This window comes from Rouxiella silvae (genome assembly GCF_002093625.1).
Taxonomy (GTDB): domain Bacteria; phylum Pseudomonadota; class Gammaproteobacteria; order Enterobacterales; family Enterobacteriaceae; genus Rouxiella; species Rouxiella silvae.
The window spans coordinates 21,370-40,531 of record NZ_MRWD01000017.1; the positions used below are offsets into that span (position 1 = coordinate 21,370).

The 19,162-nt window shown below is 54.1% G+C and carries 23 protein-coding genes; 20 read left to right on the forward strand and 3 right to left on the reverse strand.

Annotated features, from left to right (window positions below; translation table 11 throughout):
- Window positions 1-192: 192 nt before the first annotated feature.
- From BS639_RS08890 to BS639_RS08900, 3 genes are read left to right on the forward strand one after another with little or no spacing between them, the layout of a single operon-like run.
- The gene (locus BS639_RS08890) at window positions 193-1,011 is read left to right on the forward strand and encodes a Dam family site-specific DNA-(adenine-N6)-methyltransferase (RefSeq protein ID WP_084982880.1); all 819 of its coding nucleotides are present in this window, start codon (window positions 193-195) and stop codon (window positions 1,009-1,011) included.
- Complete coding sequence (locus BS639_RS08895) at window positions 1,008-1,415, forward strand: hypothetical protein (RefSeq protein ID WP_084982881.1); 408 nt, start codon at window positions 1,008-1,010, stop codon at window positions 1,413-1,415. Before BS639_RS08890 ends, BS639_RS08895 begins: the two co-directional genes overlap by 4 nt.
- Window positions 1,405-3,750, forward strand: coding sequence for a replication endonuclease (locus BS639_RS08900; protein WP_233427643.1), 2,346 nt, complete (start codon window positions 1,405-1,407; stop codon window positions 3,748-3,750). The genes BS639_RS08895 and BS639_RS08900 overlap by 11 nt, the downstream gene beginning before the upstream one ends.
- A gap of 45 nt (window positions 3,751-3,795) precedes the next feature.
- On the opposite strand, the gene BS639_RS08905 is transcribed toward BS639_RS08900, so the two are convergent.
- From BS639_RS08905 to BS639_RS08915, 3 genes are all read right to left on the reverse strand, one after another.
- Window positions 3,796-4,506 (reverse strand): hypothetical protein, encoded by a 711-nt coding sequence (locus BS639_RS08905; RefSeq protein ID WP_084982882.1) that lies wholly within the window; start codon window positions 4,504-4,506, stop codon window positions 3,796-3,798.
- A 426-nt stretch (window positions 4,507-4,932) separates the two neighbouring features.
- The gene (locus BS639_RS08910) at window positions 4,933-5,997 is read right to left on the reverse strand and encodes a phage portal protein (protein WP_084982883.1); all 1,065 of its coding nucleotides are present in this window, start codon (window positions 5,995-5,997) and stop codon (window positions 4,933-4,935) included.
- Window positions 5,998-5,999: 2 nt separating this feature from the next.
- Complete coding sequence (locus tag BS639_RS08915; protein ID WP_084982884.1) at window positions 6,000-7,712, reverse strand: terminase large subunit domain-containing protein; 1,713 nt, start codon at window positions 7,710-7,712, stop codon at window positions 6,000-6,002.
- 149 nt (window positions 7,713-7,861) lie between these two features.
- On the opposite strand from BS639_RS08915, the gene BS639_RS08920 reads away from it, so the two are divergent.
- The 17 genes from BS639_RS08920 to BS639_RS08995 all read left to right on the forward strand — a co-directional run bounded on the left by BS639_RS08920 (window position 7,862) and on the right by BS639_RS08995 (window position 19,154).
- Window positions 7,862-8,704, forward strand: a complete 843-nt coding sequence (locus tag BS639_RS08920; RefSeq protein WP_084982885.1) for a GPO family capsid scaffolding protein — start codon at window positions 7,862-7,864, stop codon at window positions 8,702-8,704.
- A gap of 43 nt (window positions 8,705-8,747) precedes the next feature.
- A complete protein-coding gene (locus BS639_RS08925; RefSeq protein WP_084982886.1) occupies window positions 8,748-9,782 on the forward strand; it encodes a phage major capsid protein, P2 family in 1,035 nt (344 codons plus the stop codon).
- A 66-nt stretch (window positions 9,783-9,848) separates the two neighbouring features.
- Complete coding sequence (gene gpM, locus BS639_RS08930; protein WP_084982887.1) at window positions 9,849-10,670, forward strand: phage terminase small subunit; 822 nt, start codon at window positions 9,849-9,851, stop codon at window positions 10,668-10,670.
- Window positions 10,671-10,768: 98 nt separating this feature from the next.
- Entirely contained in the window at window positions 10,769-11,257 is a 489-nt protein-coding gene (locus tag BS639_RS08935; protein ID WP_084982888.1) for a head completion/stabilization protein, read from the forward strand.
- A complete protein-coding gene (locus tag BS639_RS08940; protein ID WP_084982889.1) occupies window positions 11,257-11,466 on the forward strand; it encodes a tail protein X in 210 nt (69 codons plus the stop codon). Before BS639_RS08935 ends, BS639_RS08940 begins: the two co-directional genes overlap by 1 nt.
- Entirely contained in the window at window positions 11,457-11,750 is a 294-nt protein-coding gene (locus tag BS639_RS08945) for an HP1 family phage holin (RefSeq protein ID WP_084982890.1), read from the forward strand. The genes BS639_RS08940 and BS639_RS08945 overlap by 10 nt, the downstream gene beginning before the upstream one ends.
- Window positions 11,751-11,752: 2 nt before the next feature.
- The gene (locus BS639_RS08950) at window positions 11,753-12,292 is read left to right on the forward strand and encodes a lysozyme (RefSeq protein ID WP_407690306.1); all 540 of its coding nucleotides are present in this window, start codon (window positions 11,753-11,755) and stop codon (window positions 12,290-12,292) included.
- Window positions 12,289-12,711: a hypothetical protein gene (locus tag BS639_RS08955; RefSeq protein ID WP_084982892.1), complete on the forward strand. Its 423-nt coding sequence runs from the start codon at window positions 12,289-12,291 to the stop codon at window positions 12,709-12,711. The genes BS639_RS08950 and BS639_RS08955 overlap by 4 nt, the downstream gene beginning before the upstream one ends.
- Window positions 12,635-12,850: an Rz1-like lysis system protein LysC gene (gene lysC / locus BS639_RS24900; RefSeq protein WP_456153886.1), complete on the forward strand. Its 216-nt coding sequence runs from the start codon at window positions 12,635-12,637 to the stop codon at window positions 12,848-12,850. The genes BS639_RS08955 and lysC overlap by 77 nt, the downstream gene beginning before the upstream one ends.
- Complete coding sequence (locus tag BS639_RS08960; RefSeq protein WP_084982893.1) at window positions 12,837-13,331, forward strand: phage tail protein; 495 nt, start codon at window positions 12,837-12,839, stop codon at window positions 13,329-13,331. The genes lysC and BS639_RS08960 overlap by 14 nt, the downstream gene beginning before the upstream one ends.
- Window positions 13,324-13,968: a phage virion morphogenesis protein gene (locus tag BS639_RS08965; RefSeq protein WP_084982894.1), complete on the forward strand. Its 645-nt coding sequence runs from the start codon at window positions 13,324-13,326 to the stop codon at window positions 13,966-13,968. The genes BS639_RS08960 and BS639_RS08965 overlap by 8 nt, the downstream gene beginning before the upstream one ends.
- Window positions 13,965-14,519 carry a phage baseplate assembly protein V gene (locus tag BS639_RS08970; protein WP_084982895.1) on the forward strand — a complete coding sequence of 185 codons (555 nt, stop codon included), beginning with the start codon at window positions 13,965-13,967 and terminating at the stop codon, window positions 14,517-14,519. Before BS639_RS08965 ends, BS639_RS08970 begins: the two co-directional genes overlap by 4 nt.
- Window positions 14,516-14,872 (forward strand): GPW/gp25 family protein, encoded by a 357-nt coding sequence (locus BS639_RS08975; protein WP_233427647.1) that lies wholly within the window; start codon window positions 14,516-14,518, stop codon window positions 14,870-14,872. The genes BS639_RS08970 and BS639_RS08975 overlap by 4 nt, the downstream gene beginning before the upstream one ends.
- Entirely contained in the window at window positions 14,869-15,780 is a 912-nt protein-coding gene (locus BS639_RS08980; protein ID WP_084982896.1) for a baseplate assembly protein, read from the forward strand. The genes BS639_RS08975 and BS639_RS08980 overlap by 4 nt, the downstream gene beginning before the upstream one ends.
- On the forward strand, window positions 15,773-16,378 hold the full coding sequence (locus BS639_RS08985) for a phage tail protein I (RefSeq protein ID WP_084982897.1): 606 nt from the start codon (window positions 15,773-15,775) through the stop codon (window positions 16,376-16,378). Before BS639_RS08980 ends, BS639_RS08985 begins: the two co-directional genes overlap by 8 nt.
- Window positions 16,375-18,738, forward strand: coding sequence for a hypothetical protein (locus tag BS639_RS08990; RefSeq protein ID WP_084982898.1), 2,364 nt, complete (start codon window positions 16,375-16,377; stop codon window positions 18,736-18,738). Before BS639_RS08985 ends, BS639_RS08990 begins: the two co-directional genes overlap by 4 nt.
- Window positions 18,738-19,154: a hypothetical protein gene (locus tag BS639_RS08995; RefSeq protein WP_084982899.1), complete on the forward strand. Its 417-nt coding sequence runs from the start codon at window positions 18,738-18,740 to the stop codon at window positions 19,152-19,154. The genes BS639_RS08990 and BS639_RS08995 overlap by 1 nt, the downstream gene beginning before the upstream one ends.
- Window positions 19,155-19,162 lie beyond the last annotated feature (8 nt).

The following is a 19,162-nucleotide window of genomic DNA, read 5'->3' on the forward strand; positions in this document are numbered from 1 at the left end:
ACGGTTATTTGCGGCGTTTTATTACGTCGGGTTTCACTCATTCTAAATTCAGGAACAGCAGATGATTAATTACTCACTTAGCTATTTTTTGAAGAAATACCCACGGCGGACTTTTGCTTTTGTAATTATCGCATGCGGCGGCATTTGGATAGCAACTGCATTAGCTACCCTTGCAATTGTCTGGGGGCTGATATGAGTAGTATTGTGCGTTCTCCTCTCAAATGGGTTGGGGGTAAAGCCCATGTTATTGCCGAGTTGCGCCGCCACTTGCCGGAGGGTAAGCGCCTGATCGAGCCTTTTACGGGTTCTGCAACAGTGTTTTTAAATACTGATTATGACTCTTATGTGCTGGGTGATATTAATGGCGACCTAATCAATATGTTCAACATGATAAAGCGTAACCCAAGCCGATTTATTAGTTATGCGGCCAGCCTGTTTAATAATGAAAATAACCCTATCTCTTATTATCAACTGCGTGATGAATTTAACAGATCAAGCAATCAGTTTTACCGTGCAGCAATATTCCTTTATTTAAACCGCCACGGCTATAACGGTATGTGTCGCTATAACCAGTCGGGCGGATTTAATATCCCGTTTGGGAAATACAAAAGCCCTTATTTTCCTGCTGCCGAGATCCGCGCCTTTGCTGAAAAGGCAGATAAAGCCGTATTCCTGTGCATGGATTTTAGCGAATGCATAGAAATGGCTAATTCTGGGGATATCATTTATTGCGACCCGCCATACATCCCTACGTCCAAGACTGCCGATTTCACGGCCTATCACACGGCTGGTTTTTCCATTGCCGATCAGCATCGCCTGGCTGACGCGCTGCGTGCGGCTGCTGCCCGTGGTTGTTATGTCGTGGCGTCAAATAGCTACTCACCGGAAGCCTTAGAAATTTATGGCGGCTTCGAAATTAATCAAATCGACGCACGCCGCTCCATCAGTTGCAAATCTGATGGACGTATTAAAGCGCGCGAAATTATCGCAACTATGAGGGCGTCAGCATGAATGTAACTGTTGAGTCATTGGTCGCTAACGAAATCAGTGATTTTTGTGCTGGTCTTGAAAATATAGGCGCTCCAGTAACTCCTGAGGAAATAAAGAAGGAATTAGAACGCCGCATTCTTCCGCTGGTTCAGTCGATAGAAATCTTTGACGCTACCGAGCTTGCAGAAGCACCAATCATAGCGACAGAAAAGACGTGGCTTTATGGGGAATTTCCTGACGAAGATGAGGCACAAGCCTGGGACGACATGTTATCCGGGCATCTTTCGAAGCCAGGTAATGAAGAACCAAAAGTAATTAGCTGCTGGTCATGCAAAGAAAGCCTGACTTTAGGCCAGCGTGCTGAAAATGACGGTTTTTGCCCTCACTGCAATTGCAATAATGAAATCGAATTAGATGATGCATGATAATCGGGGGCGTAAAGCCCCCACTCCTCCGCCTGCATTTCGTGACACTAAGCCCGCCGAACCTGAGTGGGCTTATGCTTGGAATGCAGAACGCGAAGCAGTGCGCCCTGCTGAAATCCCCACCTATGCAGAAAAACATGCATCTGAACATCAGATGTATGCGCAGCTTGCAGAAACTGCTCGCGCCTATGACATGCTCGACCAGCAGCCGGATTTTATTCAGCGTGTAGTCATGGGGACCATCACCAGCCTGGAACGCAGCAACGGCGTTAAACGGGCAAATATGTACTTAACGAAAAACTTCGTTGAGCGCATATTTCCACGTCTACACCTCGTTAATCGTCAATATCGCCTGGAAAAACAGACCGCAGACAACATCAATTTTCACTGGATGTACAACAAGCTGCCGGATTTGAGCACCAAGAAAATCGACGCGCTGGCCGAAGAGATTGCACAGTTTATTGCCCTCGAATTGAGCAAGGTCAGCACCGAGGCCGAAGAGCAAAGTCTTTCTGATTTCAAAACCGCCGCCGCTATGTTCAGTCGCGTGAAGTCTATTGCGCGTGAACTTGGGCAAGACTTGCCGTTAAAGGACAAAAAGAAGTTATCTCTTGATGACATGACCCCGATTATTGCCCGCCTTTACTCTCCAGATTGGTGGAAAAGAAAGCTCCGCCGCCAGGCTGCAATCTGGCGTGAACATTTGTATATCGCCTTTGGTCAGGTCAGCAAGAAAACCAGTGCATACGCCAGCCGGAAAGCGATCCTAGAATGGAAAGAGCAGAGACGCCGCACCCGTGAGTTTTTAAAGTCGATGGAGCTGGAAGACGAGGAAGGTAATCGTATCAGCCTGATTGATAAATATGATGCCAGCGTATCAAATCCGGCTATTCGTCGTTGTGAGCTAATGACCCGTATTCGTGGCTTTGAAAATATCTGTGAAGCACTGGGCTACGCCGGTGAGTTTTATACCATCACGGCCCCTTCCCGCTACCACGCCACCAATGTTCACGGGCACCGTAACCCTAAGTGGGACGGCACTAGCCCATCTGGGACACAAAAATATCTCTGCAATATTTGGGCGAAGATCCGCGCCAAGCTGGCCCGCAAAGAAATCAGTATTTTTGGCATACGTGTTGCGGAGCCGCACCAAGACGGGACACCCCACTGGCATATGCTGATGTTTATGAAGCCTGAGCACGTCGAGACTGTTCGACAAGTCATCGCTGATTACGCTATGGAAGAAGACGCCTATGAATTACGAAATGACAGAGCACGCAAGGCACGTTTCCACGTTGAACCCATCGACCCAGACAAAGGCAGCGCCACGGGTTATATAGCCAAATACATTTCTAAGAACATCGACGGCTTCGCGTTGGACGACGAAACAGACGACGAGTCAGGCAAGCCACTGCGGGAAATGGCCGCATCCGTTTCTGCCTGGGCGGCTCGCTGGCGTATTCGTCAGTTTCAGTTTATCGGCGGTGCACCGGTCACAGTTTATCGCGAACTTCGCAAGCTGGATGACAGTGACACAGCACAGGGCTTATCTGTCGAGTTTGCCACCGCGCATTTTGCTGCTTATTGGAGCGATTGGGCCGGTTACACCAACGCACAGGGTGGGCCGTTCGTGAAACGCAACGCGCTGGCCGTCAAAAACTGGTATGAGTCCAGCGAAAAGCTTTCAGCCTTCGGCGAGGAAGTGGTGAGAATTCGCGGAGTTTATGACACGCAGGTCGGGAGTGGCTGCCCGATCATCACCCGATTGGTTGAGTGGAAGATAGTACCCAAGCGTGCCGTTGATTTGGCCGTTGATTTGAGCGGCGCGAACGCGACGCCTTGGAGTTCTGTCAATAACTGTACGGGGCCGGGGATCGGGCCACAGGATGGCAGAACAGAAAATGACATGCCCGTTTCTAACCTGGAAAAGCTGACACCGAAGGAACGGAGAAAGCTGGTAAAGCGAGTTCGCGAGCAGGAGAGCCAGAGAAGACAGCAGCGGCGCAGTCTGGGCATTAAGCGCCGCTTTGATCCGGGCGTTAAACCTGAGATAGCAGAGAAAATGCGGGACAGTGCACGCATTACCCTCGGCATTGAGCTGAGTTTGAATGAGATAAAAAGCCTGCTGACAGGCCAGGTTATGCACGTTGGCGATATAGGATTCAGGGGGCAGAGCGACGGTGAGATTTATCATGTACCGGCAGCGCCTTCGCCGTTGAAAAAGTTCATGAAATTAAAGCAAAAGTACGGCCCAAAAGATGAGACTGAGCAGCAGGAGATGCTTAGGAGGCATCTACAAAAAAATAGCCAATCAGAATTCAAGGGTGGCCAGTAAATTTCTCACTTTAAGCAACCATGCCCAAGGGGTTTAGAGATTAACTTAGCTCTTATCATCGCTTTGTGAGGCTTTATTAAGTTCCTCATAAACCTTAGGTATTAAGGCGCTAATATTGTTATAGCACTTTCTCAGGAACGGAAATAGTAGGTAGTTATTTCCATCGATAGACAATTGATTTTTTTTCTTTACTTCAAAATCCGTCGTCATTAAACCTTTTTTTATCACGTCAACAACCCCGTCATTGATTGCTAAGTCATCAAATGGAACTCCGTTGTATGTGTTTCCTGAAAACTCAATACCTGAGCCATTGCCCCCAAACTCAACCAAGTTAATGCCGCCAGCAGAAATGAGTACACTTTCAGTGACTTCTTCTTCAAGAATCCCTATCGGCTTTGTGTGCTTTGCTTGGTTCGTTAATTTACACATGATTGTAAGCCAATCATCACCACATGAAAAAGGCTGTAAATCACTGATTAATTCGTAAACAATCGAAAATTCATCCTTAAGCAATGGCATGTTTCTCTTTACACTTTCCTCAAAGACTAACCTTTCATTTCCAAAGGGGAAATAAAAAATTTTTTCATTTGGCTTGGAAAAATTATCATTTATATCATGAGCTAAGTACTCAAGGGATGAGCGTAGATGTTCAAGTATTGTCTTCACCTTAGGCTTGGTAATTTGATTCACCCTCTGAGCCTTAGTTATAGAGCTATCAACCTCTTTCAATAAATCATAGATATCTTCCTGATTCATAAATTTCCTCTCTTTTTTTGACTAATTAAAAGTTATCACAATATATACTCAAACATTTGCACATGGTATGTAACTGTTAAATTTTTGGATCAGCTAGATACAAATTTGCTGCACGAATTCGCATCCATTTGCACAAATTTATACAACTGCTAAATCATCATGAAGCCTAGGCACGGCGCGGGATTGGTCGGACTGCAAAAGTGCAAAAAAAGGCACCCTTTTTATGCGCGGGCGAGGCGGGGGAGCAGTCGCGTGCTGAGGGGGGTACATAGGGTATTCCTCAAAAATCGTTTTTTTGGCCAAAAATCGGCCCGATTTGATGTTTTGAGCGGTGTGCCCATGCCTTGACGTAAGAAATGAGAAAGCCCCGCAGCATGGCGCTGAGGGGCTTGTAGAAGGGGTGAGGTTCGGGTTATTGAAGGCCGATCAGTTGCTGTTTTCTGCCAGGGCGTAAGGGGTAAAGCTGAAAACCTCAAAGCCGATCCAGTCATTCAGGTCCTTCAGCACTTCCTGTATGGGGTACAGTTCATTGATGGCAAACACCTTAGCCGCCTTTTCAATGTCACCCAGCCCCCCGGCGTTGTTCGGTATCACTCCCATGAGCTGAGGTGGGACGCGGTGCACGGCGAGCATATCGTCGCGGGTCGCATCCTTAATGCCGGTAAATTCATCCTTCGCCGCTATCTGACTGAACGGCATAATTTGCAAGCCGTCTTTCTTTCCCCCCGCCGCGTAAACAAAAAGATTCTTAAACGCCCCACCGCCCCGCGCTTCGGTCAATGAACGTTTAAGCTTCTCCACGTCGCCGCTGTTGGCAACGGGATCGGTCAGGTAGACAATCACCCCGGCGTGACTGCCGTTGATGTAATAGTTTCGACGAAACAGCGTAGCCTCACCGTTGAGCAAGATGGACTGCATGGCGGACATGTATTCCGGCGTACCGTAAATTTCCTGATGAATGCTAGGGCTGCGCAGGTGATAAACCTTGCCGGGCGGAAATGCGTAGTCTTCGTTGTAGTAGGTCACGAACCAATATTGATCCAGGTTCTCGCCACGTCGCGTGTACTTCGCCAGCGTGTGCTTAAGTCTGAGCGGCTGGCCCAGGCGGTTTTCTCTGAGTTCAAGGTAAGCATTCCCGAACACCAGGTAATCCATAATGAACGCGCTGGCATCCTGGCGCGACAGCATGGGGTGCGGTTTATAGCAGGACATAATCACGTTGCGCTTAAAAATCAGCGGCGACTGATGGTGCACGGCACCTTCAAGCATGCGCGCCAGGCCGTAGGTGCTGATGGGTGGTTCGTACCAGCGCCCATTTTTGGCGCACTCCATACAGTCCTGCAGATCGCGCTGGTCCATGATTGACGTCGGTTCACCGAAGCTGAAAGACTGAATTTCATCAATCGGTTGCTGCACCGCGTCGCCGGGGTGCAGGGTTTCGCCTGCGGCGCTGAGGCTGACTTTATTGGCGGTTTTACGACGGCGGCTCATGGTTAAAACTCCTCAACGAAACTGTCATTACCGCTGCCGGCATCATTGCCCAGCGGTTCATTTTGCAGGGCGTGCATGGTCGCCCACGCCAGGTCACCGTGACTGCTGCCGCGCTTGCGGTCAGAGGCATAGGAGGTCTGGCCGCCCTGCGTGATAAATTTTCTGATGGTCATGAAGCTGGTCACGACATCCATCATCCCCGCGTCATATTCAAAGCGTCCGGCACGAATAACCATTTGTGCTTTCAGTACCAACTGGCGTTTAACGGCCGGGGTATAGGTATGCTTTTGCGCCGCCGGGAAAAACTTCACGACCAGTTGATACACCGCCTCGCCAATGCCGGTCCCGTCTATATCGATATGCTGGACGTCATAAATATGGGTCAGCTGTTTGATGAAGTTCGCCTGCTCTTCAAACTCCATGCCGCGCAGCTGATGGCGCTCAATCACGCGGAACTTGCCACCGGCCACCATGGGCGGAGCCAGGACGACGAGACCGGCGCTGTCCCCCTTGTCGCTGTTACCGTTAGGGTCGTAGCCTATCCATACCTTGCGGTTGCCCAGCGGGCGCGGGGCGTAAGGATTCCAGTCAGGCCAGATGCCGCTGTAACCGTCCACGCCGCAGCCTATCAGTGCGTTATAGTTAAATGCCCTTTCCCCCTGCTTCACGAAGATGCAGCGATACAGGTTATCGAATTCATCCGGGCTGTTTTCGTTCTGAATTTCTTCCAGGTCAATCATCGGGAACCCGAGATCGATAACGTCATGCACCGTCACAATTTGACGCCAGATATTGTCTCCGCACAGCTTCCCGTCCTTCAGGGCCTTATGGCTAAGGTCTAATTCCGCCCTCTCCTTCTTCCCTCGCCCGCTGTTAAACAGGTTCCCGGACCAGAATTCATAGGCTTCATGCTCTTCGCTGGACGGCGTTGAAAAATAGGTACGCCGCAAGCCGACGTGTGTCGCCATGCCTGCCGCCACTTTTCGCAGATTCAGGAAGTTAGCGACCCAGAACGCCTCGTCGAAATAGAGATCGCCGGTATAAGATTGCGCGGTGGCCGCTGAGGTGCCGAGAAAATACAGCGTCGCCCCGTTGGATAAAATAATTTCATCCCCGCCTTTTAGCTCCACGCCAATACTGCGCGCCAGAAAGATAATGAATTTCTTGAACTGGAACGCCTGGGCGCGGGAGGCCGACAGGAAAATCTGGTTCGTGCCGGTTTCCAGTGCTCTGAGCAGCGCCTCGCGTGCAAAGTACCAGCTGGCCCCAATCTGGCGCGATTTCAGAATGAAGCGGTTGCGCAGGTTCCTCTGCTTATACCAGCGCTTTTGATGTTCATAGAGCGACTCCATCACCAAGGCGCGCAGCTCGGCAACCTGCTCCGCGCTGAAGTGGTTTTTAGGTACTTTCTCCTTTTTCTCAAGCTGCTTTTCTTTGCGCTCATCGCGCGACAGCCGGGCCATCTGACGTCCGAGTAAATCAATCGTCTTGTAGTCTTGGGCGCTTAAGTCCTCCTTTTCAATCAGCCGCAGATAGCGAACCTCTGTCCGCTCCACCGCGCGTTCAATGAACGTGGCAGCGTCCCAGGCGTCGCGACGTCGCCAGGAGTAAATCGTGTTGGCACTCACCCTAAGCCGCTGTGCGATTTGGGGGATGCTGTAAGCCTGCCAGTAAAGGCTTTTGGCTTCGATGCGGGGATCGGTCGTGGTTTTCATGGGTACAGGCTATCGCGTGCGCGGGGGCAGGAATATCACCGGAGATTGTCGCTGGCCGCTGACAATTCCTATATGTGGCGCGGAGTTGCTGCGCGATTGACTATAGGGGCACAGGGTGAAGACACCACTAATTAACCGGAGTTTGAACGATGCCAAAGTCTAAATATTTCCGCGTGGCAGTAGAAGGAGCGACATGTGACGGCCGAACGCTGGAACGCCAGCACATTGAGCAAATGGCGAAAAGCTATAACCCGCAGGTTTATGGGGCGCGCTGCAATCTGGAACACCTACGAAGCCTTTTTCCAGACAGCGTATTTCGCATGTATGGCGATGTGCTGGCGCTTAAGACTGAAGAGGACACCAGCGATGGCCCATTAAAAGGAAAGCTGGGCCTGTATGCGCAAATCGACGCAACCGACGAGCTGGTCGAGCTGAACAAATCACGCCAAAAAGTTTATAGCAGCATCGAAGTGAGTCCGAAGTTTGCCGACACCGGCGTCGCGTACCTGATGGGCCTGGCGTTTACCGATTCACCGGCAAGCCTGGGCACCGAAATGCTTCAGTTCTGCGCCAGTAGCCAGGTTAATCCGCTGGCTGATCGTAAAACCGATCCTTCCTGTTTCTTCACCGCAGCCGCAGAAGTTGCAATGGAATTCGAAACAGACGAACCAGAAGTCAAAAGCGGAAAAGGATTTTTCAACAGCATTAAAGAGCTACTCAATAAGGGTCAGCGTCACTTCTCGGCTGAAGCCTCTGAGATCCGCGAAGCGGTCGAAGTGGTTGCACAGTCGCAGGCGGATACGCTGGACCGTCTTGACACCTTCAGTCAGCAAATAGGCAAGTTTGCCGACGCTTCGGCGCTGAAAAAAGTCACGGATGACCTGGCCGCCCTGACGGAAAAGCTGGAAAAGCAGGACGGCAATTTTAACCAGCGTCCACCGTCACACGGCGGTGCCAACGGTGCCGATCAGTCTCTTCTGGCTGATTGCTAAAACCGCAAGCCATTAACCGAATTTGAGCGTAAGGAAAGACATCATGAAGAACGAAACCCGCCTGAAATGGGACCTGTACAACCAGCGCCAGGCGCAGCTTAACGGCGTATCTGCGCAGCACGTCGATAAACACTTTGCTATCGCGCCGAGCATTTCGCAAACGCTGGAAGACAAGGTGCAGCTGTCTAGCGAGTTTTTGCAAAAGATCAACGTGGTCGGCGTGCCTGAGCAGGAAGGTCAGAAGCTGGGCCTCGGTATCAGCGGGCCGGTTGCCAGTGCAAATTCGGGCAACACCGATCGCCGTGAACCGCGCTCCATTCATACCCTGGACGATGACAAATACCGCTGCGAACAGACCAACTACGACACCTACATTCCGTATTCGCAGTTGGATATGTGGGCAAAGTTCCCGGACTTTCAGCAGCGTATTACTAATCAGATCATCAAACGCCGCGCGCTTGACCGCATCATGATTGGCTTTAACGGCACCCGCCGTGCCGATAAGTCGGATTTAACCGCTAACCCGCTGTTGCAAGACGTCAATATCGGCTGGCTGCAAAAGTATCGCACCAACGCGGCGGCGCGGGTCATGAAAAACGTCACGCTGACCAGTCGCGACGAGTCCAACAAAATCCTTGCAAAGGGCATGTACGGCAGTCTGGATGCGTTGGCCTATGACGCAACCAGCTCGCTGCTGGATGAATGGTACAAGTCCTCGCCGGATTTGGTGGTGGTCTGCGGGCGCAATATCGTCACTTCCCGCGAGTTCCCGCTGATTAACGGCATCAGCGAGAACAACCCGAACAGCGAAGCGCTGGCCGGTCAGCTGATTTTGTCCCGCAAGCAGATTGGCAATATGCCGACCTTTATCGCGCCGTTCTTCCCGGACCACGCGATGTTCATCACCTCGCTCTCTAACCTGTCCATTTACTGGCAGGAAGAAAAACAGCGCCGGATGCTAAAGGAAGAACCGGAATTCAACCGCGTCACGACCTACGAATCGTCCAACGATGCGTTTGTCATTGAAGATTACGGCTTCGGCTGCCTGATTGAAAACATCACCTGGGCAGCCGCTTAAGCCGGTGGCAAGTAAATCATAAACACCATGCCGGGGGAGTTTTCCCCGGCCTTTGGGGGAAACATCATGCTGACACCGGCAAGAAAGCACTTTGAAAACGTCATGGCGCAAAACCGTGGCAACGGGGCCAGCACGCTGGCTGACCAGACGGCCTATGAGCAAATCCTGCACCGGCTGCGCATCGACCAGAACCGCCTGAAAGGTATCCAGGCCAACAAGGCCAAGGCCGAAGAAAAGCAAAAATTGCTGCCTGATTATCAGGGCTGGGTTGATGGCACGTTAGCCGCCGACAGCGGCCAGGCAGACGACGTGCTGACCCGCGTCATGCTTTGGCATATTGACGCCGGAAACATCGCCGAGGCCTTGCGCATCGGGGAATACGTCATTCGCCACAAACTTTCGATGCCGGACAAGTTCAACCGCACCGCCGCCGTGACGCTGATGGACGAAATTTGTGACCCCGTGCTCGCCGCCTTTAAGGCCGCGCCCAACGTGGCGACGGTGAATGTGGATTTACTGAAGGCGCTCGACGGTCTGACGGCCAATGAAGATGCCCCGGAAGCGGTTCGCGCCAAGCTGTGGAAAGCCATCGGTTACACGCTGCGCACGGCAGAAGCCACCCAGCCAGAAGCCCTGGAGTATCTGCAAAAAGCCATTGCTGAATTCAGCGACATTGGCGTCAAGCGTGACATTGAGCTGCTTACGCGACTGCTGAAAAAGGCCGAGACAGAAACCCCGCTAACGGATGAATCGGAGATTAAGCCCGAGGAAAAACCGGAGCCGAAGGCAGTACCGGCAAAAGCGAAACGCCAGGCAACGGCCAAAAAGAACGCCACGGCGAAACCTAAAAAACCAGCAGCCAACAAAATGGTAACCGCTGCTGAGTAAAAGAATGTGCCCCCGCGCACCAGGGCGGCACGGCGGAAGTGTTCAACCTCGTTGTATGACTTCATGCCGTCCACCGCCCGACCTGTTGAGAGCGAACGATGAGCCTGGTAGCCAAAGCAGCAATTAATCCCCTCGAAGGGAACGCCGATGACGTCAACGACGGCGGCGCAAAAGTCACCAGCGGCCCCTTTTGGCCCGAAATACGCCTGGCTGACCTGCGTCTCAGGATGCGGCTTAACGGCCTGGTCACGACTGACCGGCTCAATGAGTCGGCCACCGAGGCGGTGGTTTACGTAAACAAGCAGCTGGCTGACTGGAAATTCAATCAGGCAGGCTACGCCGCCCTTGAAGACGTGCCCGCAGAGGTGATTAACGACACAACGGTACTGGTTTTTCGCTATCGCCGCGCCGTGTACGCCATCGCCAAGGCGCTGTTAACCGAAGGCTATCGGGATTTTGACACCACGGCACAGGGTGAGAAGCATGCCCAGGCGCTGACCTCGCAGATTGACACGCTATGGCGGGACGGTAACTGGGCAATACGCGATATCCAGAACCTCAGTCGCGGACTGGCGGAGCTGGTCTGATGGACGTCATGGCCTTGCAGGGGGATACGCTGGACCTTGTGTGTTATCGCCATTACGGCAAAACGGCGGGCGTGACAGAGGCCGTGCTGAGTGCCAATCCGGGGCTTTGCGAAGGCGGCCCGTTACTCATGGCCGGTCAGGTTATCACCCTGCCTGAGCTTGCCGCCGACACGGAAAACAAAGCGGAGATAGTACAGCTATGGGATTAAGCATGGAGCGCCTGACGGCCTTTCTGTCTTACCTGCCTTCGGCGTTTCTGACCACGATTGGGATCGTGTCACTGGCGCAGTGGTCAATGCTGGCGGGGATTGTTTTAGGCGTGCTGACTTACCGCCTTAACAAAAGCCATAAGCGGCGGGTCGAGAAGGAAGAAGAAAAACGCACGGCCATTCTTGAAGATCTGGCAGCCAGGGCGACGCAGCACAACATGAATGACGTGGTGTGCACCTTGCAGGATATGGCACGAACTGAAAAGAGGCGGTCAACGCCATGAGCATAAAGAAAAAAGCGGTGACCTGCCTCGTGGCGGCAATCATCAGCATTGTGGGCGTGAAGTACGCCGGAGAGGTGCGCACCAGCGTGCGCGGGCTTGAGCTGATTGGCGACGCGGAAGGCTGTCGGCGTGACCCTTACCTTTGCCCGGCCAACGTGCTGACGGCGGGGATTGGTTCGACGTCCGGCATCAGTGTGTCGCATCTCTACAGTGATGCGGAAATCGCCGCGATGTGGGTGGAAGACCTGCAACGCGCCGAGCGCTGCATCAATAAAAATTTCCATGGCGACGAGATGAACCAGAACCAGTTCGACGCCATGGCGTCGGCGGCATTCAACATGGGGTGCCTTGGATTGATGTGGTTTACCGACAGCCGGGGCGTGCGCCAGCGCACCACAATTTGGAAGCATGCACAGGCCCGTAGCTGGGCAGCCATGTGTAACCGCCTGCCCGATTTTGTGAACGGCGGCGGAAGAAAGCTCCCAGGGCTGGTTAAGCGCCGCGAAGCCGAACGCGTGATGTGTCTGGAGCCGGTGACATGATGCCGGTCAGGCTGTCGCCGCTGCTGCTGCTGTCAGTTATCGCCGTGCTGGCCGTGCTGACCAGCGGGTTTCTGTGGCATCGCGCGGCTGACGCAAACGAGGCGCTCAGGCAGGCGAATGCGCGGGCTGACAGTACCGAGGCCGTGATTAAAAACGTGCAGTACACGCTGAAAATATTCAACGACATAACGCAAGGCCGAGCCGATGAAAAAGAACGTGACAGGCAGGAAGGTGAAACGCGCCGCACCGCGCTGCGCAATGATTTGCAGGGTGACCGCTGCGCTGTCGTGTTTGTGCCTGCTGCTGCTGAACGTCGCCTGCTCGACCGTGCAGCGCGTGACCGTGCCCGCGCAGTGCCTGGCACTACCGGCGGAAATCCTGCAACCCACGCCGGTGCCCTACCCGCCGTTAAGCGGTGAGCATCTGACCTACGGCGAAGCGGTGATATGGGCCGATGCGTTGCTCGACGCGCTGGACAGTGCGAACAAGGACAAGGCGGCGGTGGTTACTCTTGAAAAACGGCGAACCCAAACGGGAGGGGAACATGTTAAAGGCTGAATTACTGCGCGCGCAAATCGTCGCCCACAATCAATTTTTCCGTGAAAACCCCGACCAATTAGAGGTCTACGTCAAAAAGGCGCAGGTGATTTCCACCGGCAGGCCGTCGCCGTCGTTCACCTACGTGTATGACCTCAACGTGTTGGCGATGGATTACCCCGGCAATATTGATGACCTCACCCTCCCGATACTCGCCTGGGCGTATGTCCATCAGCCGGAGCTGCTGTTTAACCCGGCAAAACGTGAAGACGGGATTGGCTTCGAGGCGGAGATCCTGAATAACGATACCGCCGATATCTTGTATGTCATCAAGGCCAGCGAATTGGTCATCGTGACTAAAGACCCTGACGGCAAGGTGACGGTCACGCACCGCGACCAGCCGAGGCATTTTGAAGACGAGCCGGGCAGTCAGTGGTCGGAAATATTGGTCAAGGCCGCAGACGGCGATGAAATAACGCTGCCGGAGGGCCGTAATGTCTGAGACCCCCTTATTTCATGAGCTTGACGCCCTTTTGCGTGACGTCGTGGGGGTGACAAAACCGACCACGCGCCGCGCCATGGCCCGCCGTATCGCAGGTGACCTTCGCCGTAGCCAGCAAAAGCGCATCGGCCAGCAGAAAAACCCCGACGGCACGGCCTTTGAAGCCCGCAAGAAAAAGACGCTGGGCACCCAGGGCGGGATCAGCTTTATACGTGACGGTGAAGTCAGACGCTTAAGGAACTGGCGTCACAGCAAGGGGCGCTACGGTGACAGAATGATCACCGGCTTTGATGAAGAAAAAGGCGGCATTCGCTCCTTTCTGCGCGCCGACATTGAGCGCTATCTGAGTATTGATTTAGCCAGGAAAACAACAGCAAAAACGTCAAAGGATCCGATGTTTCGCAAGCTTCGCGCCGCGCGATTCCTGCGGGCTGACGCTTACCCGGATGCGGTCGTGGTGGGCTTTAAAGGGAGTGCGGCCAAGATTGCCCGCGTTCACCAGTATGGCCTGACTGACCAGGTCGCTCACCGTGCGAGCGCCAAGTATCCCGCCAGGCAGTTACTGGGCCTGACGGAGCAAGACATTGAGTCAATCGCTGACGCGGTATTCAGCGCATTAGAAGGCGCAACGCAATGACAATCGCCGAGCTGTACAGATTACTGATGAACCTGATCCGCGTCGGCACGGTCAGCGAGATTGACCCTGTGAAATACGTTGCACGGGTAAAGACGGGTGCAAATGAAACCGACTGGATACGTTGGGGCGCACAGCGCGCGGGCGACGGCGTGACGTGGTGGGCACCTTCTGTGGGCGAACAGGTTGTGATCCTTTCGCCTGGCGGGGAGCTGGAAAACGCGTTTATTGCGTTCAGCCTGTACGTCAGCGATGCGCCCCCTCCTGATTCGGGCCTGACGTCACGCGTCACCACGTACCCGGACGGTGCCAGGGAAAGCTATGACCCAGCCAGCGGCATGCGCCGGTGCGAAGGCATTAAAGGCGCGCTGCTGTCGGCCAGCGGCACGCTCACCCTTGAACTGGCGCGCCTGATCATCAATGCCCCCGAGGTGGTGATTAATGGCGAAGTTATCCAGGGCGGTGGCGCGATGAGTTCGAACGGCATCGTTGTCGATGCGCATGGACATAAAGGAGTTCAGCAAGGCGGTAGCATTTCAGGAGGGCCGGTATGACCAGTAACTGGGAAGGCATGAACAGCACAACCGGCAAAGCTTGCGAGGATGAAGCGCATCTGCGGCAGTCGATTGCCGACATTCTCATGACGCCCCTGGGAAGCCGTGTTATGCGCAGGGAATACGGCTCTGCCATACCGTCACTGATTGACGAGCCAGACAATGACGTTACGCGCCTGCGGCTGATATCCGCCGCAGTGATCGCCCTTTGGCGATGGGAGCCGCGGATCACGCCTTCTTCAGTGAGCTTTGCACGCAGTGAACAAGGCGCGCTCACCATGGCAATCACCTCACAGCGCAGCGACACGTTACGCGCTGTCACGACCGATATCACGCTAACGGGAGGCGTATGAGCACAGTTATCGATTTATCCCAGCTGCCCGCGCCGGACGTGGTGGAAACGCTCGACTACGAGACCCTTTTCGCCGAGCGCAAGGCAAGACTTATTTCCCTCTATCCGGTTGAGGAGCAGGAGGTGATTGCGCGCACGCTGTCGCTTGAGTCTGAGCCGTTGGTGAAGCTGTTGCAGGAGAATGCCTATCGTGAACTGCTTTTACGCCAGCGCGTGAATGAAGCCGCACAGGCGGTCATGGTGGCCTATGCCCGCGCCAATGACCTTGACCAACTGGGCGCTAACAATAACGTGCAGCGCCGGGTCATCACACCCGCCGATGCTAATGCCGTGCCGCCGGTCGCCGCCGAGATGGAAAGTGACGCCGATTTGCGCCAGCGCATCCCGGCAGCCTTTGAAGGCATGAGCGTAGCCGGACCTACGGGCGCTTACGAATACCATGCCCTGAGCGCCAGCGGCCAGGTTGCCGATGCGTCCGCAACCAGTCCCGCCCCGGCTGAGGTGGTGGTAACCATCCTGTCACGCGAGGGTAACGGCACCGCCTCCCCTGAGCTGTTAGCCACGGTCAGTGCCGTACTCAATGACGAAGACATGCGCCCCGTGGGCGACCGCGTCACGGTGCAGTCAGCACAGATTGTGAATTACCAGATTGAGGCGAAGGTTTTCGTTTACCCAGGGCCAGCGATTGAGCCGATTTTAGCGGATGCAAAAGCGCGCCTGGTCGCCTACATCAACGAGATGCGCCGCCTCGGGCGCGATATTCGCCATTCAGCGATTTATGCCGCGCTGACTGCCCAGGGCGTGCAGCACGTCGAGCTGACCTCCCCGCCTGCCGACGTGGTGCTGGATAAGACCCAGGCGGCGAATTGTACCGCTTACACCATTACGTCAGGCGGCTCGGATGAATAGCCTGCTGCCGCCTAATGCAACGCCGCTTGAGCGCCGCGCTGCCGAGGCGTGCGCAGGCGTCAGCAATCTGGCCGTGCCGCTGCGCGACCTGTGGAACCCGGACACTTGTCCGGTGAATTTCCTGCCCTATCTGGCGTGGGCCTTTTCCGTTGACCGCTGGGAGGAAAAGTGGACGGCGGCGCAGAAGCGCCAGGCGGTAAAAGACGCGTTCTTTATTCACCGCCGCAAGGGCACGGTAGCGGCCATACGCCGCGTGATTGAAAGCCTCGGCTACTCAATGACCATTCAGGAATGGTGGCAGGTCGCCGACCCCGCAGGCACGTTTCGCCTGACGGTTGACGTCAACGAGATAGGCATTACCGCCGAGATGGTGAGCGAGCTGGAGCGACTCATTGCGGATGCAAAACCGGTCAGCCGCCATATTGCCCAGCTTTCAATCGCGGTGAAGGTCTTGGGCGTGGTCAGTATCGGCACGGCACTCTTTGACGGCGACATACTCACGGTTTACCCGCCTGGCTATCAGCCGGATGACAGTATTTTTTATGACGGGATCGCCTATCACGACGGCAATTGCACGTTTTCGGAGAAAGTGGAATGACAAATATTACAGAAATGGCGTCGTGGGATGAGCGTATCCACCAAATTCAGCGCGCCGAGGCCGTATTGGGTGGGCGTGATGGGGCGGTGAATATCCAGGCGTCGCAGCTGGCGAACCGCACGCAGTATTTAAAACAGTCCTTGCAAGCTATCCCCGACTATCGGGAGTTTACCTTTTACACCACGACATCCGACCCGGACGGGACGCGCGCCGGTCTGGCCGCCACGCAGCCAGGGCAAACGTTTCGCGTCGGCCAGGGCGTCAACGCTGATATTGGGTTTAAATACTATTCCAATGTTGCTGGCACCGCCTTCGCCATTGCCTCCTTTGCTGGAAAAACCGCCTATGACCGGCAAATACAGCAGGAAGATGCAGACTGGCGCTTACAAATGCAGTCACAGCAACGCGTTGCTGATACACAGCGCAAACAGGAGGACGCAGACTGGCGTATCCAGCATGAGTCCCAGCGCCTGGCTGCCGCTGCCGCGCTTCAACAGCAGGCACTGGCTTATTATTCGATGGTCCAGGCGTCGGGCTATCAGGTGGCGGGTATTTACGCCGCCGGTCTGGAAATCAAGGACTATAACCGCGTCGTTGTTGTTGCGGGCGTAGTCTATAAGCCGTTGCCCACTACCCCGATGCCTTATGTTTTGACGGGCACGCCGTCAACCGATTTGCCGAAGTTTTACGCCATCGGTGACGGCCAGCTTAAAACGCAAATGGCGCAAAATACTGGCCTGAGCCTGCTGGGGCATTTCACCGGCGGGAACGCCGCCCAGGCTTTAACCTATGTAACGCCTGAGTTGTTTGGCGCGGGAAAAACGGGAGACGATACGGGGGCGATCCAGAATGCGATTGATTTTGCGATAGCCAACAAGATTTCGACCGTAGTGGGCTGCAATTCCTACAACATCAGCAACACGTTATTAATTGCGGGTGCCGGTGTGCAGGGGGTGAACGTCCGGCTGATGCAGCTCAAGGTCATGGATACTTTTATCTCGCCGAAGGATAAAGACGGCAAGGTTGAAGACATCGGATTGTGGAACGCCCCGCCCACCGTGCGTATCGGTGACAACGCCTCCAATATGGCCAACATCAATCTTCATATCGATTACATCGACGGCAACAACCGCGCCGATGGGGTCGCCAACTTCGGTTTTGGCTACTCGCTGTCGCATATTCATATTGGCTATGCGGTGAATTGCATCAAGGTCGTCGCCTCGGGTAAGCATCTTTGGCCCAACGCCTCCATTCGGTTCACCGGCTTTTACTGGGTCAATAACTGGATCGGCATGGTCGTGGAAAACTCCACCTCCGGCACCTCGCCCATTGTTGAAGGGTGGAAGATTGAGATCTGCTTTATGGCTGCCAACAGATACGGCGGCATCTGGATGAAAAAATCAGGCCATTATGCGCAGATACGGGGAGACCTTGATTTTAACGGGCGCTGGCTTTCGGTAGGCCGCCTGTCGGCAGAAACCAATCTGGGGACGATGGACAACATCAAAGGCCTGCGCATCACCAATGGCACCACGCAGTCAGAATTCCTGTTCCGTTACACCCACCAGGGCCGCATTTACGTGGTGCTGGCCGAAGGCCGTAATGTCTCCATCGGCGAGAGCACTGGCAGCAGCTATAAAGCCGGTGATGTCCTGACCTGCACAACGATGCCTGACGTAAAGTTGGTTATCGATGGCGTCAGCGTCTGCGCGGACAATCCTTCGGGCACGAACTTCTTTGACATCCTTCATGACTTTGACGGCCAGCCCTTCTCCGCCATGACCATTGATTGCGGTTACCTGTCGGTAATTATCGGCAGCATGCTGCATACCAATGACATTCGATTCCATAACTCGTTTAACCGTATTTCAAGCTCCACGAATGGCCTTGCGGTCGGTAACTCGGGTGAGGTGATGTCGCTGCATAATCTGGCGCATTCCGATGCCCCGTTCTTCAACCTGAGCAGCAAGTGGGTCAACTTCGACCGCAAGTTTTACATGAAGGAGCGTAAGTACACCGGCAGCGAGGTACTGGCGACGGTGGCGAGTAGCGATAGCAAATATCTTGACGCGCTGGCCGTTCATGACCTGGGTACGGACAAGACCGTCGACGAGGGCAGCAAATACCGCGTAGAAATCGTCACCAATTATCAGGGCTGCGGCGCATCCTTTGATATTTGGCTCAAGGGGGAAGGTAACGTCATAGTGACAAAACGCACCATGCTTAACCGCGCGTTTAAATTCCGCTGGGTAGAGATGATAGGTGCCGACGGGGTAACGCCGGTAGGCGCTACGCTCCAGCTTCGCCAGCAGGCGCAGCCGAGTATCAACTTTTTAATTAATATCGTGAGGGTAAACTGATGGCCGAACCGAGAGTTTTATACGACTCAGAGAACACCTACGAGCCAGTAGATAACGTGTCGGTGATTGTTGAGGGTGACCAGGGCGAGGTGCTTTCTATCTCATCACTGATGCAAAAATCCATGCGGACTTATGACCCCTCAATACTCCGTGAATTATACGGCATTGCGAGCAAGGTTCATGAGCAGGCGGGCGAGATAGCGCTGGGGTCTATCGACCTGGTCAATATTAATGACCTGCCACTTAATGACCCAACCATCAGCGATGCAAAGGTGCTGACGATGATTGCGAATCATGCGGAAGCCATTAACCGCATTAGCATCGTCACGAACATTCTCATTCGCCAGCTCAACACCTACTTTGCCTATGCTCACAACGAGAAGGCAGTCATCCCATATACCGCCCCGAAAACTTAGGAGTCATT